Origin of the sequence: Aquisediminimonas profunda (assembly GCF_019443285.1) — a bacterium.
Taxonomy (GTDB): domain Bacteria; phylum Pseudomonadota; class Alphaproteobacteria; order Sphingomonadales; family Sphingomonadaceae; genus Aquisediminimonas; species Aquisediminimonas profunda.
The window spans coordinates 133276-151958 of record NZ_CP080327.1 but is presented as its reverse complement, the minus strand read 5'-3'; the positions used below and the strand labels follow the sequence as shown (position 1 = coordinate 151958).

22 protein-coding genes and 1 tRNA gene are annotated in these 18683 nt (G+C 60.1%); 10 read left to right on the top strand and 13 right to left on the bottom strand.

Features of this window, described 5'->3' with window-relative positions; translation table 11 throughout:
- Positions 1-14: 14 nt before the first annotated feature.
- Together msrA and K0O24_RS00775 are read right to left on the bottom strand one after the other, a co-directional pair.
- A complete protein-coding gene (gene msrA, locus K0O24_RS00780) occupies positions 15-551 on the bottom strand; it encodes a peptide-methionine (S)-S-oxide reductase MsrA (protein ID WP_219893954.1) in 537 nt (178 codons plus the stop codon).
- A gap of 48 nt (positions 552-599) precedes the next feature.
- Entirely contained in the window at positions 600-1817 is a 1218-nt protein-coding gene (locus K0O24_RS00775) for a polyhydroxyalkanoate depolymerase (RefSeq protein ID WP_219893953.1), read from the bottom strand.
- 111 nt (positions 1818-1928) lie between these two features.
- Between K0O24_RS00775 and K0O24_RS00770 the strand changes: the two genes are divergently transcribed.
- Complete coding sequence (locus K0O24_RS00770; protein ID WP_219893952.1) at positions 1929-3704, top strand: ABC transporter transmembrane domain-containing protein; 1776 nt, start codon at positions 1929-1931, stop codon at positions 3702-3704.
- 24 nt (positions 3705-3728) lie between these two features.
- On the opposite strand, the gene K0O24_RS00765 is transcribed toward K0O24_RS00770, so the two are convergent.
- Together K0O24_RS00765 and K0O24_RS00760 are read right to left on the bottom strand one after the other, a co-directional pair.
- Positions 3729-3803: transfer RNA gene (locus K0O24_RS00765), tRNA-Gln, on the bottom strand.
- A 56-nt stretch (positions 3804-3859) separates the two neighbouring features.
- Positions 3860-4975, bottom strand: a complete 1116-nt coding sequence (locus tag K0O24_RS00760) for a branched-chain amino acid aminotransferase (protein ID WP_219893951.1) — start codon at positions 4973-4975, stop codon at positions 3860-3862.
- A 59-nt stretch (positions 4976-5034) separates the two neighbouring features.
- On the opposite strand from K0O24_RS00760, the gene K0O24_RS00755 reads away from it, so the two are divergent.
- Positions 5035-5544 carry a MarR family winged helix-turn-helix transcriptional regulator gene (locus K0O24_RS00755; protein WP_219893950.1) on the top strand — a complete coding sequence of 170 codons (510 nt, stop codon included), beginning with the start codon at positions 5035-5037 and terminating at the stop codon, positions 5542-5544.
- Here the strand turns inward: K0O24_RS00755 and K0O24_RS00750 are convergent.
- The 3 genes from K0O24_RS00750 to K0O24_RS00740 all read right to left on the bottom strand — a co-directional run bounded on the left by K0O24_RS00750 (position 5541) and on the right by K0O24_RS00740 (position 7208).
- Positions 5541-6341, bottom strand: a complete 801-nt coding sequence (locus K0O24_RS00750) for a pyrroline-5-carboxylate reductase family protein (RefSeq protein ID WP_219893949.1) — start codon at positions 6339-6341, stop codon at positions 5541-5543. The two genes, K0O24_RS00755 and K0O24_RS00750, sit on opposite strands and share 4 nt — an antisense overlap.
- Positions 6338-6847 carry a type III secretion system chaperone family protein gene (locus tag K0O24_RS00745; protein WP_219893948.1) on the bottom strand — a complete coding sequence of 170 codons (510 nt, stop codon included), beginning with the start codon at positions 6845-6847 and terminating at the stop codon, positions 6338-6340. Before K0O24_RS00745 ends, K0O24_RS00750 begins: the two co-directional genes overlap by 4 nt.
- 76 nt (positions 6848-6923) lie before the next feature.
- Complete coding sequence (locus K0O24_RS00740; protein ID WP_219893947.1) at positions 6924-7208, bottom strand: accessory factor UbiK family protein; 285 nt, start codon at positions 7206-7208, stop codon at positions 6924-6926.
- A gap of 169 nt (positions 7209-7377) precedes the next feature.
- Here K0O24_RS00740 and K0O24_RS00735 point away from each other — a divergent pair, with 169 nt between their 5' ends.
- A complete protein-coding gene (locus K0O24_RS00735) occupies positions 7378-8781 on the top strand; it encodes a M20/M25/M40 family metallo-hydrolase (RefSeq protein ID WP_219893946.1) in 1404 nt (467 codons plus the stop codon).
- 4 nt (positions 8782-8785) lie between these two features.
- Here the strand turns inward: K0O24_RS00735 and K0O24_RS00730 are convergent, their stop codons facing one another.
- Positions 8786-9790: a fumarylacetoacetate hydrolase family protein gene (locus K0O24_RS00730; RefSeq protein WP_219893945.1), complete on the bottom strand. Its 1005-nt coding sequence runs from the start codon at positions 9788-9790 to the stop codon at positions 8786-8788.
- Positions 9791-9909: 119 nt separating this feature from the next.
- Between K0O24_RS00730 and K0O24_RS00725 the strand changes: the two genes are divergently transcribed.
- Entirely contained in the window at positions 9910-10827 is a 918-nt protein-coding gene (locus K0O24_RS00725; RefSeq protein WP_219893944.1) for a C13 family peptidase, read from the top strand.
- 7 nt (positions 10828-10834) lie between these two features.
- Here the strand turns inward: K0O24_RS00725 and K0O24_RS00720 are convergent, their stop codons facing one another.
- Positions 10835-11380, bottom strand: coding sequence for a VOC family protein (locus K0O24_RS00720; protein ID WP_219893943.1), 546 nt, complete (start codon positions 11378-11380; stop codon positions 10835-10837).
- Entirely contained in the window at positions 11377-12456 is a 1080-nt protein-coding gene (gene hppD / locus K0O24_RS00715; protein WP_219893942.1) for a 4-hydroxyphenylpyruvate dioxygenase, read from the bottom strand. The genes K0O24_RS00720 and hppD overlap by 4 nt, the downstream gene beginning before the upstream one ends.
- A gap of 67 nt (positions 12457-12523) precedes the next feature.
- On the opposite strand from hppD, the gene K0O24_RS00710 reads away from it, so the two are divergent.
- Complete coding sequence (locus K0O24_RS00710; protein ID WP_219893941.1) at positions 12524-12973, top strand: MarR family winged helix-turn-helix transcriptional regulator; 450 nt, start codon at positions 12524-12526, stop codon at positions 12971-12973.
- A 6-nt stretch (positions 12974-12979) separates the two neighbouring features.
- Here K0O24_RS00710 and K0O24_RS00705 read toward each other — a convergent pair whose 3' ends face one another.
- The gene (locus K0O24_RS00705; protein WP_219893940.1) at positions 12980-13858 is read right to left on the bottom strand and encodes a hypothetical protein; all 879 of its coding nucleotides are present in this window, start codon (positions 13856-13858) and stop codon (positions 12980-12982) included.
- A 139-nt stretch (positions 13859-13997) separates the two neighbouring features.
- On the opposite strand from K0O24_RS00705, the gene K0O24_RS00700 reads away from it, so the two are divergent.
- Positions 13998-15152, top strand: coding sequence for an acyl-CoA dehydrogenase family protein (locus K0O24_RS00700; protein ID WP_219893939.1), 1155 nt, complete (start codon positions 13998-14000; stop codon positions 15150-15152).
- 68 nt (positions 15153-15220) lie between these two features.
- Here the strand turns inward: K0O24_RS00700 and K0O24_RS00695 are convergent, their stop codons facing one another.
- Positions 15221-15439: a tautomerase family protein gene (locus tag K0O24_RS00695; RefSeq protein ID WP_219893938.1), complete on the bottom strand. Its 219-nt coding sequence runs from the start codon at positions 15437-15439 to the stop codon at positions 15221-15223.
- Between the two features lie 181 nt (positions 15440-15620).
- On the opposite strand from K0O24_RS00695, the gene K0O24_RS00690 reads away from it, so the two are divergent.
- From K0O24_RS00690 to K0O24_RS00675, 4 genes are all read left to right on the top strand, one after another.
- Positions 15621-16316 (top strand): winged helix-turn-helix transcriptional regulator, encoded by a 696-nt coding sequence (locus K0O24_RS00690; protein WP_219893937.1) that lies wholly within the window; start codon positions 15621-15623, stop codon positions 16314-16316.
- 71 nt (positions 16317-16387) lie between these two features.
- On the top strand, positions 16388-16939 hold the full coding sequence (locus K0O24_RS00685; protein ID WP_219893936.1) for a DNA-3-methyladenine glycosylase I: 552 nt from the start codon (positions 16388-16390) through the stop codon (positions 16937-16939).
- 64 nt (positions 16940-17003) lie between these two features.
- Positions 17004-17429 (top strand): ester cyclase, encoded by a 426-nt coding sequence (locus K0O24_RS00680; RefSeq protein ID WP_219893935.1) that lies wholly within the window; start codon positions 17004-17006, stop codon positions 17427-17429.
- Positions 17426-18025, top strand: a complete 600-nt coding sequence (locus tag K0O24_RS00675; RefSeq protein WP_219893934.1) for a TetR/AcrR family transcriptional regulator — start codon at positions 17426-17428, stop codon at positions 18023-18025. Before K0O24_RS00680 ends, K0O24_RS00675 begins: the two co-directional genes overlap by 4 nt.
- 9 nt (positions 18026-18034) lie before the next feature.
- Here K0O24_RS00675 and K0O24_RS00670 read toward each other — a convergent pair whose 3' ends face one another.
- A complete protein-coding gene (locus K0O24_RS00670) occupies positions 18035-18529 on the bottom strand; it encodes a hypothetical protein (protein WP_219893933.1) in 495 nt (164 codons plus the stop codon).
- Between the last annotated feature and the right edge of the window lie 154 nt (positions 18530-18683).

Genomic DNA, 18683 nt, shown 5'->3' with positions numbered 1-18683 from the left:
TGCCTGTTCCGCTTTCAACTCGCCTTCAAGCGCTCTGCATAGCCCTTCCTGAGTTTGGCAAGCTTGGGCGGAATGACTGCGAGGCAATAGGGATTGCGCTGGCCTTCGCCGTTCCAATATTCCTGATGATAGTCTTCGGCCGGATACCATGTGGCCATCGGTTCGATCGTGGTCACAATGGGCAGGGGCCAGTCGGACTGGTTGCGCACGATGGCAGCGCGCGCTTCTGCCTCTTGCTCCGGTCCATCGGGAAAGATGGCTGACCTGTATTGCGTACCCACATCGTTGCCCTGCCGGTTGAGCTGGGTCGGATCGTGCGTTGCAAAGAAGATGTCGAGCAGGTCGGCATAGGAAATCTGTTCGGGATCGAACGTCACGCGAATGGCTTCCGCATGGCCTGTGTCCCCGCCACAGACCTGCCGATAGGTCGGGTTGGTGACCGTCCCGCCGATATAGCCGCTTTCCACGCCCGAGACGCCGTTGAGGGATTGAAACACGGCTTCGGTGCACCAGAAGCAGCCGCCGGCTAGAATGGCTTGACTTTGAGACATGAGGGTCCTTCTCAACAAAATGTCGGGATCGTCGCCACGGCCCGCCCTCTAATCGTGCGAAGCGATCCAGTCTTCGACCACCGGGGCAATCTTCTCTCGCCATTTGCTGCCGTTGAAGATGCCGTAGTGGCCAGTTCCTTCCGCCATATAGTAGCGCTTCAGGTTCGCTTCCAGTCCAGTCGAGATTTCAAGCGCAGCCTTTGTCTGGCCGAGGCCGGAAATATCGTCGCGCTCGCCCTCGATGGCCAGCAGCGCAACTTTGATAATAGCCTTGGGATCCACCTTTTCCCCGCGATGCAGATATTCGCCATCGGGCAGGGCGTGGCGCTGGAAGACAACATCGATCGTCTGCAGATAGAATTCCGCGGTCATGTCGCAGACGGAACGATATTCGTCGTAGAAATCCTTGGTCGCATCAGCGCTGTCATCATCGCCGACGACGAGGTGTTTGAACATCTCCCAATGGCTCATCATGTGGTTACCGAGATTCATCGACATGAAGCCGGCAAGCTGGAGAAAACCCGGATAAACCTTTCGTCCCGCTCCGGGATAGGAATAGGGCACTGTTGCAATCACTGTATTGGCAAACCAGCTGTGCGGGCGCTGCGTGGCCAGCGTATTGACCGATGTCGGCGCCTTTCGCGTATCGATCGGTCCGCCCATCAAGGTCAGTGTTTTTGGCAGGCACTTGTTCTTGGCCGCTGACATGACCGCCACTGCCGCATAGGCTGGCACTGAAGGTTGGCAGACAGCAAGCATGTGCGCACCGGGGCCGAGCACTTCGAGAAATTCGATCAAATAGTCGACATAATCGTCCAGGTCGAAATGGCCTTCGCTCAGCGGAACGTTCCGGGCGTCGCGCCAGTCGGTAATGTAGACATCGTGCTTGGGCAGCATCCGTTCGACCGTGCCGCGCAGCAGCGTGGCATAATGGCCGGACATCGGCGCGACGATCAGGAGCTTGGGCCCGGTCTCAACGCCTTCGCGCACGAAGCGCTTCAGTTGGCCGAAGGGCTTTTGCAGGACAATCTCTTCACGGACCGGCACGATTTCGCCGTCGATCAGCGTGTGATCAAGCCCGAACGCTGGCTTCCCGCGCGGCGCAGAGGCATGGGCGAAGACATTGAGGGCGGATGCGAGTATCTCTCCACCGCCGAAATAAGCGAACGGATTCGCCGGGTTGCTCAGGAACTCTGCGCTGCTGTGGGCCAATGCACTGGCCCCCGCAAGCCAGGAGCGTTGCATTTCATAGGCGTTGTAAATCATCCAATATCCCTTGTTGGCTTCAAAGTGTGGCGGAGAAATTCGTCTTGTGCAATGCACAATATAATCCGTCGCATATTGAGACGGATATCCCCAGATGCTAGGCCCTGCCGCATGTCAGATGAAACCAAGCCGGAAAACGGCAATCGCAAGCTCGGCAGCCTCCGGATGGTTTGGGGCTTTGCGGTCCAATATCCGGGGCGCATTGCATGTGCCGGGCTCTCGCTTCTGATCGCTGCGGCTGCCACGCTTGCCATTCCCAACGGCTTTCGCCTTGTCATTGACCGAGGCTTTGCCGCGTCTGGCGGCGATGTTGGCCGCTGGTTCGAATATCTGCTGATGATCGTCACTGTACTGGCCATCGCGACGGCCAGCCGTTTCTATTTCGTCTCCTGGTTGGGGGAGCGGGTCGTTGCCGATGTCCGCAGTGCAGTGCTCAACAATTTGCTGCGGCTGTCGCCCAGCTATTTCGAGGTCAATCGCCCGGCCGAGGTCGCATCGCGCATCACGGCCGACACAACCCTGATCGAACAGGTGGTGGGAACGACGATGTCGGTCGCGCTGCGCAATATTGTGCTTGGTATTGGAGGCATTGCCTACCTCTTCACACTGGCACCCAAGCTGACCGCGATGCTCCTGCTGGGCATCCCGCTTGTGGTGGTTCCGGCGATCCTGATCGGTCGCAGGCTCCGCGAAACATCTCGCAAGAGCCAGGACCGGATTGCCGATGTGGGTGTCATTGTCGTCGAAGTGCTGGCTGCCATGAAAATTGTTCAGGCTTTTGGACAGGAACGCCGCGAAGGCGCACGTTTTTCGGGTGCCGTCGAACATGCCTTTGGAACGGCGCGCAGGCGGATCGTCATACGGTCCATCCTCACGGCGTTCATGATCCTGATGATGTTTGGCGCCGTCACGATGGTCATGTGGCAGGGTGCGCTCGACGTTCAGGCCGGTCGGATGACCGGTGGCTCGATTGCCGCATTCGTCCTCACGGGCGGGTTTGTGGCCGGCTCTTTCGGAGCATTGGCTGAAGTCTATGGCGATCTCGTCAGGGGTTCCGGCGCGGCGGCTCGACTAACCGAACTTCTTTCGGAACAACCCGGCATCGCAGCTCCGGAACATCCGGTCAGCCTGCCTGAACCGCCTGAAGGGCGGATCGAATTTGATCATGTCCGGTTCCGCTATCCGACGCGTCCGGAGACCAGTGCTCTTTCCGATTTCTCGCTGGTCATCAATCCAGGCGAAACGGTTGCGGTTGTCGGTCCTTCGGGCGCGGGCAAGACAACGCTCTTCCAGTTGATACAGCGGTTCTATGACCCCGAAAGCGGGACCATCCGGGTGGATGGTGTTGCGCTCCCCGATGCAGACCCCGCTGCCGTGCGCGCGCGCATTGCCATGGTACCACAGGAAACCGTGATCTTTGCTGCCAGTGCGCGCGACAATCTTCGCTATGGCCGCTGGGATGCGGACGATGATGCGCTCTGGGCTGCAGCGGAGGCCGCCAATGCGGCGGAATTTCTCCGCCAGCTGCCCGACGGGCTTGATACCTACATGGGTGAAGGCGGCGCGCGCCTCTCAGGCGGGCAACGCCAGCGGATCGCGATTGCCCGCGCCATCCTGCGCGACGCGCCGATCCTCTTGCTTGATGAAGCGACATCGGCACTCGATGCCGAATCAGAACGTTTGGTTCAGGATGCACTCGACCGGCTGATCCACCAAAGGACGACAATCGTGATTGCCCATCGCCTTGCCACAGTGCGTGCGGCGGATCGTATTATCGTGATGAGTGAAGGCCGCATCGTCGAAGAAGGCAATCACGAAAGCCTGAGTCGTGCCGGCGGCCTTTATGCGCGGCTGGCCCGGATGCAGTTCGAAGGCCTCGCCGCCTGAGGCTTCAAGCTGTGTCATAAGGTTTGGCTGGGGCGGCAGGATTCGAACCTGCGAATGCCGGCATCAAAAGCCGGTGCCTTACCGCTTGGCGACGCCCCAACATGTGCTTGCAAGGAGGCGGCCCTATAGCAGCCCGATTGGCAATGACAATTCCCTCAGTCCAGCCTCATGACCCAATGATGCGGGTCAGGCGCAAGGCCGCGCTGGATTGCAACCAGCCTGTCCTTCATCCGGGTCGTGAACTGGCCAGGTCCGCCGGCACCGATCGAGAAAGCGCCATTGGCCCCGGTCACGCGGCCAATGGGCGTGACAACCGCCGCCGTGCCGCATGCGAATGCCTCGGTCAGGCGTCCGCTTTCGGCATCGGCCTGCCACTGTTCGATGGAATAGGGTTCTTCGCGCACGACGATGCCATCCTCGCGCGCAAGTGTGAGCAGGGCATCGCGCGTGATGCCGGGCAGGATTGTTCCACCAAGGGGAGGCGTCTGGATCGATCCGTCACTGAAGACGAAAAAGAGGTTCATACCGCCCAGCTCTTCGACCCAGCGGCGTTCCGCTGCATCAAGGAACACAACTTGGTCAAATCCCTTTGCGATCGCATCAGCTTGCGCAACCAGACTTGCGGCATAATTGCCGCCGCATTTTGCGGCTCCCGTACCACCCGGAGCGGCCCGTGTGTGCTCCTGTGAAACCAGAAGCGAAATCGCCGGCGCTCCGCTTTTGAAATAGCCACCGACCGATGAGGCAAGGACAATATAGATGTACTCGGACGACGGCTTCACGCCGAGGAAGACCTCGCTCGCAAACATGAAAGGCCGCAAATAGAGCGAGCCTCCCTCTATATCGGGGAACCAGTCACGGTCGATGGTCACAATCTGCCGCAGCGACTCGATGAACAGATCTTCGGGAAGTTCCGCCATGGCCAGCCGCTGCGCCGAATCGCGAAATCGCCTGGCGTTCGCTTCCGGCCGGAACAGGGCCATGCTGCCGTCGGCCAGCTTGTATGCCTTCAGCCCCTCGAAAATTTCCTGCGCATAGTGAAGGACAGCTGTCGCGGGGTCGATAGACAAGGGGCCCCGCGGCATGACCTTTGCATCGTGCCAGCCTTTCGCGTCGTTATAGCGAATCATGACCATGTGGTCGGTAAAGACGCGTCCGAAGCCGGGATCGGCCAGCAGCCGCGCCCGTTCCTCTGAATTGACGGGATGTGCATTGCGTTCCACGACGAACGGCAGCGCTGTGGGCGCGTGCGGTGATGTGCGATCGTTCATCGGGAATCCTTTCAGATGCGGCTTGCAATCCGGTAATCGACGGGCCAAGATACGTCAATATGGCTGTCCTAAATGCCCGCAAGGAAAATTCCGAGACTTCGCCAGGCTTTCTGGCTGAAGCGAACATTCGCCGGGGCGTCGAATCCCTCTACTTCGGATATAGCCATCTGACGCGTGCAATCGATGAAGAATTGGCGACACAAGGCCTTGGGCGCGCGCACCATCGCGCGCTCTACTTCATTGCCCGCCAACCGGATTTGACAGTCAGTGATCTTCTCAGGCTGCTGGCGATCACGAAACAATCGCTTGGCCGTGTTCTCAACGACCTAGCCGAACGCGCGCTTGTTGAAAATCGTCCGGGCCTTGTTGATCGGCGGCAAAAGCTGCTCCGTCTCACAAAGGCGGGTGCGGCACTCGAGGCCCGCCTGTTCAGCAGCCTGCGCGACAAGATGGCTCATGCCTATGACAATGCTGGCGAAGAGGCGGTGACGGGATTCTGGCACGTGCTCGAGGGGTTGATACCCGAATCGGAATTGGGGCGCGTCATCGCTCTGCAGCGGAAACCCTAGTCCCGCCGCACCGCATCGCCCATTTCAGCGCTGCGCCGTGCGGCCGCGTCAAGCGTTGCGGTGAGCAGTCGGATCAGCGCTTCCTCCGCGTCCAGCACATTCAATCCTTCTCGCGTCATGCCGCCCTTGCTCGCCACGCGATCCGCCAGAACATCTGGCCGCTCTCCAGACTGTGCGGCCAGGAGCGCCGATCCTTCTACGGTCGCCAGTGCAAGCCGTTCCGACTGGTCAGGCGCGAGGCCCAGTCTGGCTCCAGCAATACCGAGCGCATCGATGAAACGGTAGAGAAAGGCGGGGCCGCTGGCCGCAAGGGCAGCGACCAGATGGAGCAGCTCCTCATCCTCAATCCATTCGACCAGCCCCAGCGGCGCCATGAGTGCATTTGTCCGGTCGTCCGGGCCGTCCGGGCTGTGCAATGCAATCACCCCCTTGCCCAATGCGGCTGGCAAGTTTGGCATGATCCGCACGATCTGCGCTGCCTGGGGAAACCGGTCCTTGAGCGCCGCAATTTCGACACCGGCCAGAATGGAAAAGACACGCGTCTCCGGTCCCACCAGTCGCGCTACATCTGCGGCAACGGCATCAAGCGACTGAGGCTTGACGGCCAGCAGGATCTTGTCGGCAGGGACCGCATTTGCCGGAATCGCGGAAAGCGCCGAAAGTCCGCCGGGCAGTTCGGGAAGAGCCGGGTCGACAACCCTGATCTGCGCGGCATCCATCCCGGTTTCGATCCAGCGCCGGACCATCGCTCCGGCCATATTGCCACAGCCAATGATCCAGAGCAGGCCGCTGCTCACGCTTCGCCCTGCGTCTCGACCATTGCGGCAGTGATGGCTTCGGCCGGCGTCTTTCCGCCCCACATGACAAACTGGAAAACAGGATAGAAACGGTCAAGTTCCCCAGCCGCAGCATCGATCAGTGCATCCGCCTGCTCTGTCGACAGTGTTGCTTCATCCTGCCCCTCCAGAAGGGCGGCATGGCGAAACACGAGCGTCCCGTTTCCTGACCAGAGCTCGAAATGGCCGAGCCAGAGCTGCTCATTGATCAGGCCGATGGTCTCATAGATTGCCGAATATTGGTCGTGCGTCACCCGGACGTCGGGAAAGGCGAGAAACTGAAGCACGCGATCGTCATCGCGCCAGACGCCGCGCAACTCATACTGGCCCCACGATCCCTGCGTCGCAGCCACAATTTCCTCATCTCCGACACGTTCATGGCTCCAGCCATTGGCCGCGAACCAGCTTTCAAGCGTGTCGATGGGCGTGGACGGGCCATCGTTCGATTCAAGATCGTCAATCGTCATATGCGCGTCCTTGCGCCGAATACGGGCGGAACTGCAAGAGGAGGCGTGACGAAAACTGTGGATAGGGTGGTACGGATCAGCCCTTGGGCCTGGCAGCGCGTTTTGCTGCTGCAGGCTTCGCTGCACGGGCTTCCAGTGCGTCGAGCCGGGCCTTGAGGGCCTCTGCCTCATCGCGAGCCGCCGCTGCCATGGCCTTGACCGCCTCAAATTCATCGCGGCTGACAAAGTCGAGCCCGCCGATCCATTCCTTTGCGCGTTCGCGCGCCGAAGCTTCGGCCTCGCGCCCTACGCCAGCGATTGTTCCGGCAGCACCGTTGATGATTTTGGCAAGGTCGTCGAAAATGCGATTCTGGCTTTGCACGGTCTTTGTCCTTCGTATCGGGACAAATTGTCCCTCTTTGACCTATCTGGGTAGCGGATTGCGTTTCGGCAAGAGCGAAAGCCACGGTGCAAGGACCAAAGCGATAAACAGCTTTCGCCTTCCGGCGAACCGGCTAAGGTCCGTTCCTCGAGAATCAGAGGGGAAGATCATGCGCGCAGCGGTTTTGGGGGCGGTTTTGGCCGCGATGTCGGCACAGCAGGCCCAGGCCGAAATTCGGCCCGACCAGGAATCGTTCCGCGCGCTCTACAAGGAACTGGTCGAAACCAACACGACGCTTTCGTCAGGCAGCTGCACCCTTGCGGCCGAACGATTGGCTGCGCGCATGAAGGCAGCAGGCTATACGGACAAGGACCTGACGATCTTTTCGACGCCCGAAAAGCCCAAGGAAGGCGGGCTGGTGGCGGTCCTCTCCGGCACTGCCAAGAAGTCAAAGCCCATACTCCTCCTTGGCCATCTTGATGTCGTCGAGGCCAACCGCGCCGACTGGACCCGCGATCCCTTCACGCTGATTGAGGAAGATGGCTATTTCTATGCACGCGGTGCTTCCGACGACAAGGCGCAGTCGGCAATCTGGACCGATACGCTGATCCGGTTCAAACAGGAGGGGTTCAAGCCGAAGCGCACGATCAAGATGGCGCTGACTTGCGGCGAGGAAACCGTCACGGCCTTCAATGGGGCTGGCTGGCTGGCGAAGAACCGCCGCGACCTGATCGATGCCGAATATGCGCTCAACGAAGGCGGCGGTGGACGGGTTGGCCCGGATGGCACGCGCTCGGTTCTGTCAATGCAGGTCGGAGAAAAGACGGTCGCCAATTTCCGTCTGGAGACAACCAATCCCGGCGGCCACAGTTCGATGCCCCGACCCGACAATGCGATCTATTCGCTTGCCGCAGCGCTCACCAATATCGGCAAGTATGAATTCCCGGTCCAGTTCAGCGATACGACACGAAGCTTTTTCAGTCGGCTTGCCCCGACCCTGCCGCCGAAAATGGCGACCGCGGTCACGGCCCTGCTGGCGAACCCGGATGACAAGGCAGCAGACGCGATTGTCTCTGTTGATCCGACGCTGCATTCCACCCTGCGCACCACCTGCGTTGCGACCATGCTGGACGGCGGCCATGCGATGAATGCCCTGCCGCAGCGGGCGCGAGCGATTGTGAACTGCCGTATCTTCCCCGGGAACAGCGTTGAATCCGTGCAGGCGAAGCTTGCGAGTGCGATCAATGACTCGCAGGTCTCGATCACGCCGATCATCGAGGATCGCCCCCTTGCATCGCCGCCACCGCTTTCGCCCAAGATTTTCGGCCCCGCAGAAAAGCTGGCCGCCGAAATGTTCCCCGGCGTGCCAATGCTGCCGACGATGTCAACAGGCGCGACCGATGGCATCTTCCTCGAAGCTGTCGGCATCCCGACCTATGGCGTACCCGGCATCTTCTATGATGCCGATGGCGGTGGCATCCACGGCCTGAACGAACGCATTCGCGTCAAGTCGCTCTATGACGGGCGGGATTATCTGTTCCGGCTGGTGAAAATCTACGCCAACCAGAATTAGGGCATCAGCCGGACACGGTCTGTTCGATGGCCCCGAACAGGCTGTGGTGCTTGTCGTCTTCCATCCAGATACGGACAGTATCGCCGGCCTTCATGAATGGCGTTTCCGGCTTGCCGTGGAGAATCGTCTCGACCGTGCGGACTTCGGCGAGGCATGAATAGCCGAGGCCACCGTCGCTGATCGGCTTGCCCGGGCCGCCATCCGGGCCACGGTTGGAGACGGTGCCCGAGCCGATGATCGTTCCCGCGCCAAGCGCCCGGGTCTTGGCGGCATGGGCAATGAGCTGGCCGAAATCGAACGTCATGTCGACGCCCGCATCGGCTCGTCCCAGCGGCTTGCCATTAAAATCGACGCAGAGCGCGCCATGCAGTTTCGCCCCGTCCCAGCGGGCGCCCAGTGCATCAGGTGTCACAAAAACAGGAGAAAATGCGCTCGCAGGCTTGGACTGGAAAAAGCCAAAGCCCTTTGCCAGCTCGCCCGGGATGAGGTTGCGCAGAGAGACATCGTTGGTGAGGCCGACCAGCCGGATTGCCGCAAGCGCGTCTTCCTGCGAAACGCCCTGGGGCACGTCGCCCGTCACAACCACGACTTCAGCTTCCATGTCGCAGCCCCAGCTTTCGTCGGCGAGCGGAATGGGATCGCGGGGCCCGAGGAAACCGTCTGATCCGCCCTGATACATGAGGGGGTCATGCCAGAAGCTGTCGGGCATATCTGCCGCGCGGGCCTGCCGGACGAGCGCGACATGGTTCACATAGGCGGAGCCGTCTGCCCACTGATAGGCGCGGGGGAGCGGGGCCGCCGCCTCGCGTTCATGAAACCGCATCATCGGAATGGCTTCATGCGCCAGATCGGTCGCCAGGTTGCGCAGGGCCGGTTCAACCTCGTCCCAATGGTCCAGCGCAAACTGGAGGGTCGGGGCGATATGGCCAGCATCGGTATACCAGGCGAGATCATCCGAGACGACGACAAGGCGGCCATCCCGGCCCGATTTCAAAGAAGCAAGTTTCATGACGACAGTCCTTAGGGCAGCAAGGGGTGAGGGGGAAGAGGCGGCCGCGCTTGACCGCGCGTGCGTTTCGTGATGGCTAGGGGGATGAATTCGGGGCAGCAGGCAAAATGAGGCAAGGCATGCGATACTGGCTGGCATTGGTTGGCGCACTGTTCGTCACGGGCACCGCCTTTGCTCAGGTTTCGCCGCAGGAGATTGCCGCGGCGAATCGCGGCATCGTGACCGAACAGGGCCGCGATGCTGCATGGCACTATGCCCAGCATCGGCTTCTTGCCGGTGCGATCAATGCGCTGAAGCCGCAGCGCCCCGGCGTCGTCGATGCCTATGTCGTGGTTGCAGGGCTTGATTCGGACCCTGTGTTCGGTCGTGAAGCGGCGCAGACCGCAAAAGTCCTTGCTCGACGCTTCGATGCCGTCGGCCGGACGATCGTTCTGGCGGCGGGCAATGGCGCGGGCGATGCAACGATCCCTGACGGGTCTCCCGCCAATCTCGAAGTCGCTCTTGGCGCAATCGCGGCAAAGATGGATCTGAGGGAGGACGTGCTGATCCTCTACACGACCAGCCACGGCGCGCCGGAGGTTGGGCTGGCCTATCGCGACGGCGATCACGGCTATGGCTGGATCGGGCCGAGGCGGCTTGCCGATCTCCTCAATGGAGCTGGCATTTCGCGACGGCTGGTGATGCTGTCTGCCTGCTTCTCCGGGGAAATGCTGCCCTATCTGGTCAATGACAGCAGCGTTGTTGTGACAGCGGCGGATCGGGATCAGACCAGCTTCGGGTGCGCCCCAGGCAATGACTGGACCTTCTTTGGCGATGCACTGATCAACACGGCTTTGCGCACCCCGCAGCCTTTTGACATCGCCATAGCGCAGGCCTTTGACCTTATTCGTCATTGGGAGATATCAAAACGCCTGCAGCCGTCCCGACCGCAATTTTATACCGGCAGTGCCGCATATCTCTGGCTCCAGGCGCTTGAAAAACGCATGCCTGCCGATGCCACCGCCAAGGTTGGGCGGCCAGCCATCGGCGGCAGATAGGCTGGGCTCAGGCGTCCGGGTCCTTGTGCAGCCAGTCGGCATGGCGCGGGGCTTTTTTCGTCCGGCTCCATTCGTCGAGCATCAACGGAGCAACGCGCCGCAGTTCCCGATACTGTTCCGGCTCGCCGATGTTGCACGCCAGCTCGAGTCTGTGCCCGTTGGGATCGAAGAAATAGATTGACCGGAATATGCCATGAAAGGTCGGGCCGATCACGTCGATCCCCTGCGCTTCGATATGTGCCTTGGCGGCCATCAGAGAGTCCAGGTCAGGCACTTCGAATGCAAGATGTTGTACCCACGCCGGCGTGTTCGGATCGCGGCCCATTTCCGGCTGGTTGGGCAGTTCGAAAAAGGCCAGCACATTGCCGCCGCCGGCATCAAGGAAGATGTGCATATAGGGGTCATATTCGCCGGTCGATGGCACATGGTCCTCGGCAAAGGCCGTCGTATAATCCATGCCGAGGACACGGGCATACCATTCCACCGTTTCCTTCGCATCCTTGCAGCGATAGGCGACGTGATGAATGCGCGAGAGCGTGACCGGGCTTGTCATGCCGCTGTCTCCAAGGCGCCGCGCCGCATCTGGTCGCGTTCCATCGATTTGAACAGCGCAGTGAAATTGCCTTCTCCAAAGCCTTCATCCTTCTTGCGCTGGATGAATTCGAAAAAGACCGGGCCGACCATCGTCTGCGAGAAAATCTGGAGCAGGAGCCGCGGATCGCCATCTTCGGTCGAGCCGTCGAGCAGGATGCCGCGCGCCTGAAGCTCTGCCACCGGTTCGCCGTGTCCCGGCAGCCGTTCCTCGAGCATTTCGTAGTAGGTGGAGGGTGGTGCGGCCATCAATGGCACGCCAAGCGCACGGACCCTGTCGAGGCAGGCGATCAGGTCATCACAGATGAAGGCAATGTGCTGGATGCCCTCGCCATTATATTGGCGCAGGAATTCCTCGATCTGCCCGCCGCCGGCCTTGCCTTCTTCGTTGAGCGGGATGCGGATCTTGCCGTCTGGCGCTGTCATCGCGCGGCTGGTGAGACCGGTATATTCGCCCTTGATGTCGAAATAGCGGATCTCTCGGAAATTGAAGACGCGTTCATAGAATTTCGCCCAATGATCCATGCGCCCGCCATAGACGTTATGAGTCAGATGATCGATCAGCTTGAAACCCGCACCAACGGGATGCCGGTCAACTGCGGGCAGATATTCGAAATCGATGTCGTAGATGGAGAGCGCATCGCCATAGCGATCGATCAGGTAGATAATTGCACCGCCGATGCCGCGAATTGCCGGAAGCCGAAGTTCCATTGGCCCGGTGCGCGTTTCAACCGGTTCGGCCCCGCGTGCGATTGCCTCGTCATAGGCGAGCTTTGCATTGCGCACCCGAAAGCCCATCCCGCAGGCTGAAGGGCCATGTTCGGCGGCAAAATAGGCGGCAGGAGAACGGGGTTCGTAATTGGCGATCAGGTTGATTTCGCCCTGCCGCCACAGGTCGACATCCTTGGACCGGTGCCGTGCAATCCGGGTAAATCCAAGCTTTTCGAACACGGGCTCAAGCAGGCCTTTTTCGGGAGCGCAGAATTCGATGAATTCGAATCCGTCGAGACCAAGGGGATTGTCGAACAGGTCGGCCATGATCAGTCTCCGGGGGATAGATAGTTTCAATTGCAACTATATTGGATCATGTTAAGAGTCAATTGCCATGCTGAAACTTGACCGCTTCCTGCCTTATCGCCTTTCGGTTGCATCAAACGCGGTCAGCACGCGCATTTCGCAGAGCTATCGCAAGCGGTTCGGTCTCAAGGTGCCGGAGTGGCGCCTCATCGCGATCCTTGCCGAACGGGACAGCATGACCCCGCAGGACATCGGGCAGGCAGGCGAACTCGACAAGATCACCGTCAGTCGCGCGGCAGCAGCGCTGATCGAGCGCGGGCTGGTTGCCCAGCGCCGAAATCCAGGGGACGGGCGATCGCACTTTCTTTCGCTTACGCCAGATGGACGCGCGCTCTACACCGAGATCGCGCCTGCAGCACTCGCGCTCGAGGCCGAGTTGCTGAACGGCTTCAGCGCCGAGGATCGGGCGGCGCTCGCTGCGTTGCTCAGGCGGATCGAAGAGGCTGCCCGCGCCTCGATGGACACGGCCGAGCGTTAAGACGCCTCAATTGCAGACGCGCTGCGGATAGGTGTTGCAGAAATAGCCTAGTCCGGTGCCAATGCCGCCCGAGCACATCTGCCGCTGGACGATCCGGCAGTTGCCGCCGCCGCCGCGTGCCGGTGCAGGGGACTCGTCGTCACTGGCTGCAGGCGCGGCCGGTCTGGCCGGAGCAGGCGCGAGAGCAGTCAGATTGGTCGGCAATGGCGGCGCAAGCCGGGATGGCGCCCTGGCACCCGCATCCCGGAATTCGGCAGATCCCGTGAGCGCTTCAAAACCGGAGTCGAGCGCCTTTGCGTTGGCTTCGCTGCCATAGCCGACCTTCATAAAGGCTTCGACGCGACTTGGCGTGATGACAACGACGAATGTCGTAAAGCGCTTCTGGCCGGCATCGCTGTCATAGGCCTGTCCGTTCAGCGCGAAGGCTTCATAGCCATCCTGGGCTGGATTGTTCACCGGTGCGGGATTTGACAATTTGGCGCGCGGATCTGCAGCGAGATTGCCGAGCGCAATCGCAATCCCCTGGACAAAGATCGACTTGCCTTTTGCCTGCAATTCCTTGCGAAGTTCGGGCGTCAGCGGCAAACCGCGAGAGACAACGAGGACGCCCTGGAGATTGCCGGATAGCACGTCAGCCGTCCGCGCCATGACGACACCGCCAGATTGCTGCACGGCCCGATATCCGGACGGAACCTTGTAGAAGACATTGCCGAACGCGCGATCATAGCGGGTCGGAGCGTTCGATGCAGCGGCCGCGACAGCCGTGCCGTCCTGCCGGATCGCAAGCGACAATCCGCCGCCGAAGATGACCCCGGCAAGCAAGGCCAGTCCGATTTTGCGAAGCTGCTGCCCGAGCTGGTGTCCACCCTTGATCGCGTCTGCCATGTCACTATCCCCTTTCGGGTGGATACGGCTCGCAGGACCGGTTCGGATGCAGAAGTGGCTGGCCGGTGCAAATTTCCCTTGACGGAAACGTAAAGTTTGGGTTTCGCTCGGACATCCATCCCCAACAAGGACTCCCAGCATGTCGCTCGAAGCTCTCGCCCGCACGGCCTACAATGAAGATCATGAGGCGTTTCGCCAGACGGTGCGCCAGTTCATGTTGAAGGAGGTCGCCCCGAACGCCGCCAAGTGGGATGATGATGGGATCGTGCCCAAATCGCTCTGGCCCAAGGCGGGTGAACTCGGCCTTCTCTGCCCGACAGTGCCGGAAGAATATGGCGGGCTGGGCCTCGATTTCGGATATAATGCGATCGTTGATGAGGAATCGGCCTATTATGGTGAAGTCGCCACAGGCTTTTCGCTCCAGTCCGATATCGTCGCGAACTACATCATTTCCTATGGCTCGGAAGAGCAGAAGAAGCATTGGCTGCCAAAGCTCGTTTCCGGCGAGACAATCACGGCCATCGCCATGACGGAACCGGGCACGGGTTCGGACCTGCAGGGGATGCGGACGACTGCGAAGAAGGATGGCAACCATTATGTCATCAACGGCTCAAAGACCTACATCACCAATGGTCAGAATGCGGACCTGATCCTGGTCTGCGCAAAGACCGACACAGAAATCCAGCCTGCCTGGAAAGGCGTATCGATCATTCTGGTCGAATCAGAGCGCGAAGGTTTCAAGCGCGGGCGCAACCTCGACAAGATCGGACAGGATGCTGCCGACACGTCGGAACTTTTCTTCGAAGACGTCCGCGTGCCCATGACCAATTGCCTTGGCGAAGAGGGCAAGGGCTTCATCTACCTGATGAGCGAACTGCCGCAGGAGCGCCTGTCGATCGCGGTTTCAGCGCAGGCTGCAGCGCAAAAGGCCTTTGACGATACAGTTGCCTTCACGCGCGACCGTAAAGCCTTTGGCAAGCCCATTCTCGATTTCCAGAACAGCCGCTTCGTGCTGGCTGATTTGAAGGCAAAGCTCCAGGTTGGCTGGGCGCATCTCGATTGGGCGCTGACCCGCCACCTCAAGCGCGAACTGACACCCGAAGAAGGCGCGGCAGCCAAGCTCTGGCACACGGAATTGCAGTGGGAAGTGATGGACAAGTGCCTGCAGCTGCACGGCGGCGCCGGCTATATGAACGAATATCCCATTGCCCGCGCCTGGCGTTCGGCCCGCGTCACCCGGATTTTCGGCGGGACGAGCGAGATCATGAAGGAACTGATCGGGCGCAAGCTCTAGGGCTGGCAGCGGCGTGCATTTGGGCACGCCGCCGCCGCTACGCAATTTACTGCACTTTTGGTCTGGTGTCAGCCGCCGGCCGCCATCGACTTCACGTCTCCGGCGGTCAGTGGCTTGCCTCCGATTGCCCATTCGCCGCTTTCGATCTCCTGGACGCGAACCCAGGTGACCGGCCGCATTGCTTCGCCTTCAATCGAGACCATTGCATTGGTGACCTTTTCGATCATCGTTTTCTTCTGGTCGGGCGTGAATACGCCCTTGATGAGCTGGATATCGATAAGTGGCATGTTGTGTTCCTTTCACTTGGACGAGCCAGGCGGGAGGGGGTGGCCCGGCGAAGCGGTCATGTCCGAGCAAGAACGTGCTTGCCAGTTCAGGAACTGAATCGATCCCGATACAGAAACTGAACTATGCCCGCGCAGATGGCGCTGTTAAAATTCCGGTCCCGAATTCCTGGAGGATGGCAAAATGCAAGGCAGTTACCGGCAATTCTGCCCGGTCGCGATGGCCGCCGAAATACTGTGCACACGCTGGACGATTGTGCTGTTGCGTGAGCTGATTGCGGGTTCGACCCGCTTCAACGATTTGCGTCGCGGCATCCCGCGTATGTCACCTGCGCTTCTCTCCCAGCGGCTTAAAGAACTGGAAGGCGCCGGGGTGATTTGCCGTGTGCCATCAACCGCAGATCCGGGCATATTCGAATATCTGCTGACCGAAGCCGGCCGCGAACTCTCTCCGGTTATTGATGCGTTCGGGATCTGGGGCCAGCGGTGGATCGAAACTGAGCCGACTCTGAAGAATCTGGATGTTGGCCTGCTCATGTGGGACATGCGTCGAAACCTGAATCCGGAACCGATGCCTCGGCGGCGCAGCGTGATCCAGTTCCTCTACCCTGAATTGCCTTCGGCGCAGAGATCGTGGTGGCTGCTGGTGACCCCGGGCACCGGCGTCGATCTTTGTTCCATCGATCCCGGATTCGACGTCGATCTTTATGTTTCGACCGATTTGCGCACAATGACGGCGATTTGGATGGGGCTGGACGATGTCCGGACGGCGCAAAAGGCCGAGCGGCTGATGCTCACAGGGGACCGCATTCTTGCTGCTCAAATGCAATCCTGGCTTGGTCTCAGCGTGTTTGCCCGCGAACCCAAGCGCGCAGCTTAGGGGGGCTTGATGCCGGGTCCGCTAAATGGTGTGGCTGTGGTGATCGACGAAGAGATGGGAGCGCCAGGATCATGATTCGTTGCACATGGGCCGAGGGCGACGCCCTGATGAGCGCCTATCATGATGCTGAGTGGGGCGTGCCGGTGCGCGACGGGCGCATGCTATGGGAAATGCTTCAGCTTGAAGGCGCGCAGGCGGGGCTTTCGTGGCGGACGGTGCTCTATCGTCGTGAGGGGTATCGCGCGGCTTTCTGCGGCTTCGATCCTGAAGCCGTTGCACGCTTCACCCCGGATGATGTCACGCGGTTGATGGGTGATCCCGGCATAATTCGCGCTCGCGCCAAGATCGAAGCCGTGATCGGTAACGCGAAGGCTTATCTGTCCATGCAGGACAGTGGGGAAGACTTTGCGGCCTTTGCCTGGTCCTTTGTCGGTGACGAAACGATTAGCAACGATGGCCTTTCCGTGCCTTCGAGCACGCCGCTTTCCGCCGACATTTCAAAAGCCCTGAAAAAACGGGGCTTCAAATTTGTCGGGCCAGTGATTGTCTATGCCTGGATGCAGGCGGTCGGAATGGTCAACGATCACGCGCCCGATTGCTTCCGCCGCAACGCAGTAGAATGAGATTTATATCTTGACATGATATTTTAGTCTCATAAAGAGTTGATCAACCCAGGAGGATTCGATCATGGCTCTTACGCGCGAGCAGATGGACCAGAAGCTTGATGAGCATTTCGGCTTCGAGATGTCGGACAATGTTGAAGGCGTGCTTGCCACACTGAGCGACGATGTCGTCCACGATATCGTGGGCATGCCTTCAGGACCGACTTATGGTCCGGCGGCCGCACGGGGCTTTTATGAGGCCTTGTTTTCGGATCTCTCAGACGGACAGGTGGTCAGTCGCCGGCGGCTCTATGGCGACAACTTCATGGTCGATGATTCGCTTTGGAGTGGTCGAGCGCCCGGACGCCCCTTTGGCATCGAAGGCCGGAACCGGCCGCTCAGCTTTCGTCTGCTCCATGTCCTTGAATTCAAGGACGACGGCGCCATTTCGCGAGAGAATGTGTGGGTGGACCTTGCAACGATCCAGCAGCAACTGCCGCAGGACCAATGAGCCGCACCAACCAGAAACTGCGCACACGCAAGGACCTGCTTGAAGCAGCATCGCGGTTGCTCGCACGAGGCGGGACGCCGACGCTCGACGATGTCGCCGCGGAAGCCAACATTTCGCGCGCCACGGCGTATCGATACTTTTCCGGCCTTGATGCACTTTTGCTGGAAGCTTCGCTCGATATTGCCGTCCCCCACCCAGATGAGCTCTTCGGGTTGGAAGACTCGAGCGATCCGATCAACCGGCTCAACCGGGTCGATTCGGCACTGCATGACATGATCAATGCGCACGAGCCATCACTTCGCGCCATGCTGGCCCATTCGCTTCAGCGGGGACCAAAGGTTGAAGGCGGTATCCCTGCGCGACAGAACCGCCGCACCCCTCTGATTGAAGCGGCACTGGAGCCGGCGCGCGATGAGTTCAGCCCTGAAATGCGCGAGATGCTGGTTGCCGCGCTGGGCCTCATCATCGGGACCGAAGCAATGGTGGTGTTCAAGGACGTGCTTCGGTCAGACGATGCTGATGCCCGACGCACAAAGGCCTGGATGATTGCGACGCTCGTCAATGCTGCAAGGCGGGAGGCCAAAGGCCCGGCCTGAGCAAGCGGCTCAGTAAGCCTGTTCGGTATAGGCGAGAAACAGCGTTCCCGCCTCGATGTTGACGTTCTTGCCCTTGCCGAGCGGAACACGCAGGACTCCCTCGTTGACGGACGCGCCAATCGGTCGGCCACGTTCGGCAGTCGATCCGGAAACCTTGATCCGGTCTTCGCCGACCATCACATAATCGGCATCGATCACGACACTCCCGGTCTTCCCGAACCCGCCGGGCGCCGTCACTTCAGACACATGGCCTTTGACCGAAGCGCCTTCCGGGATCACGATGATGCCATTGTAGACGACTGCTTCGGCGACTTTGAGATAGACGGCATCGTCCACCCGCGCCGCCTTTGACGAAATGCCATAGTCGGTTCGAACCCTGATTTCGGTGCCGCGCGGAAGGCGCACGATCTTGGCAGCCTCTGCCGCTGGTTCGGCTCCCGCGCGCTCTGCTGCTGCCCCTAGAAGCAAAAGGCCGAGAAAGGCTGTAACAACGGGCCTTCGCATTTGCGCTCCTTCGGTCGGAATGTCAGTGTGACTCAATAGCGTACGGTTGGTCTTACCAGATTGGATGAGTCGCGTCGAACCTGACGCGCGCTGAAAATTCACTCAAAACCTGGATGTGTCCAGGAATGCCCCCTAGCCAGCCAGCGCGTTTTGG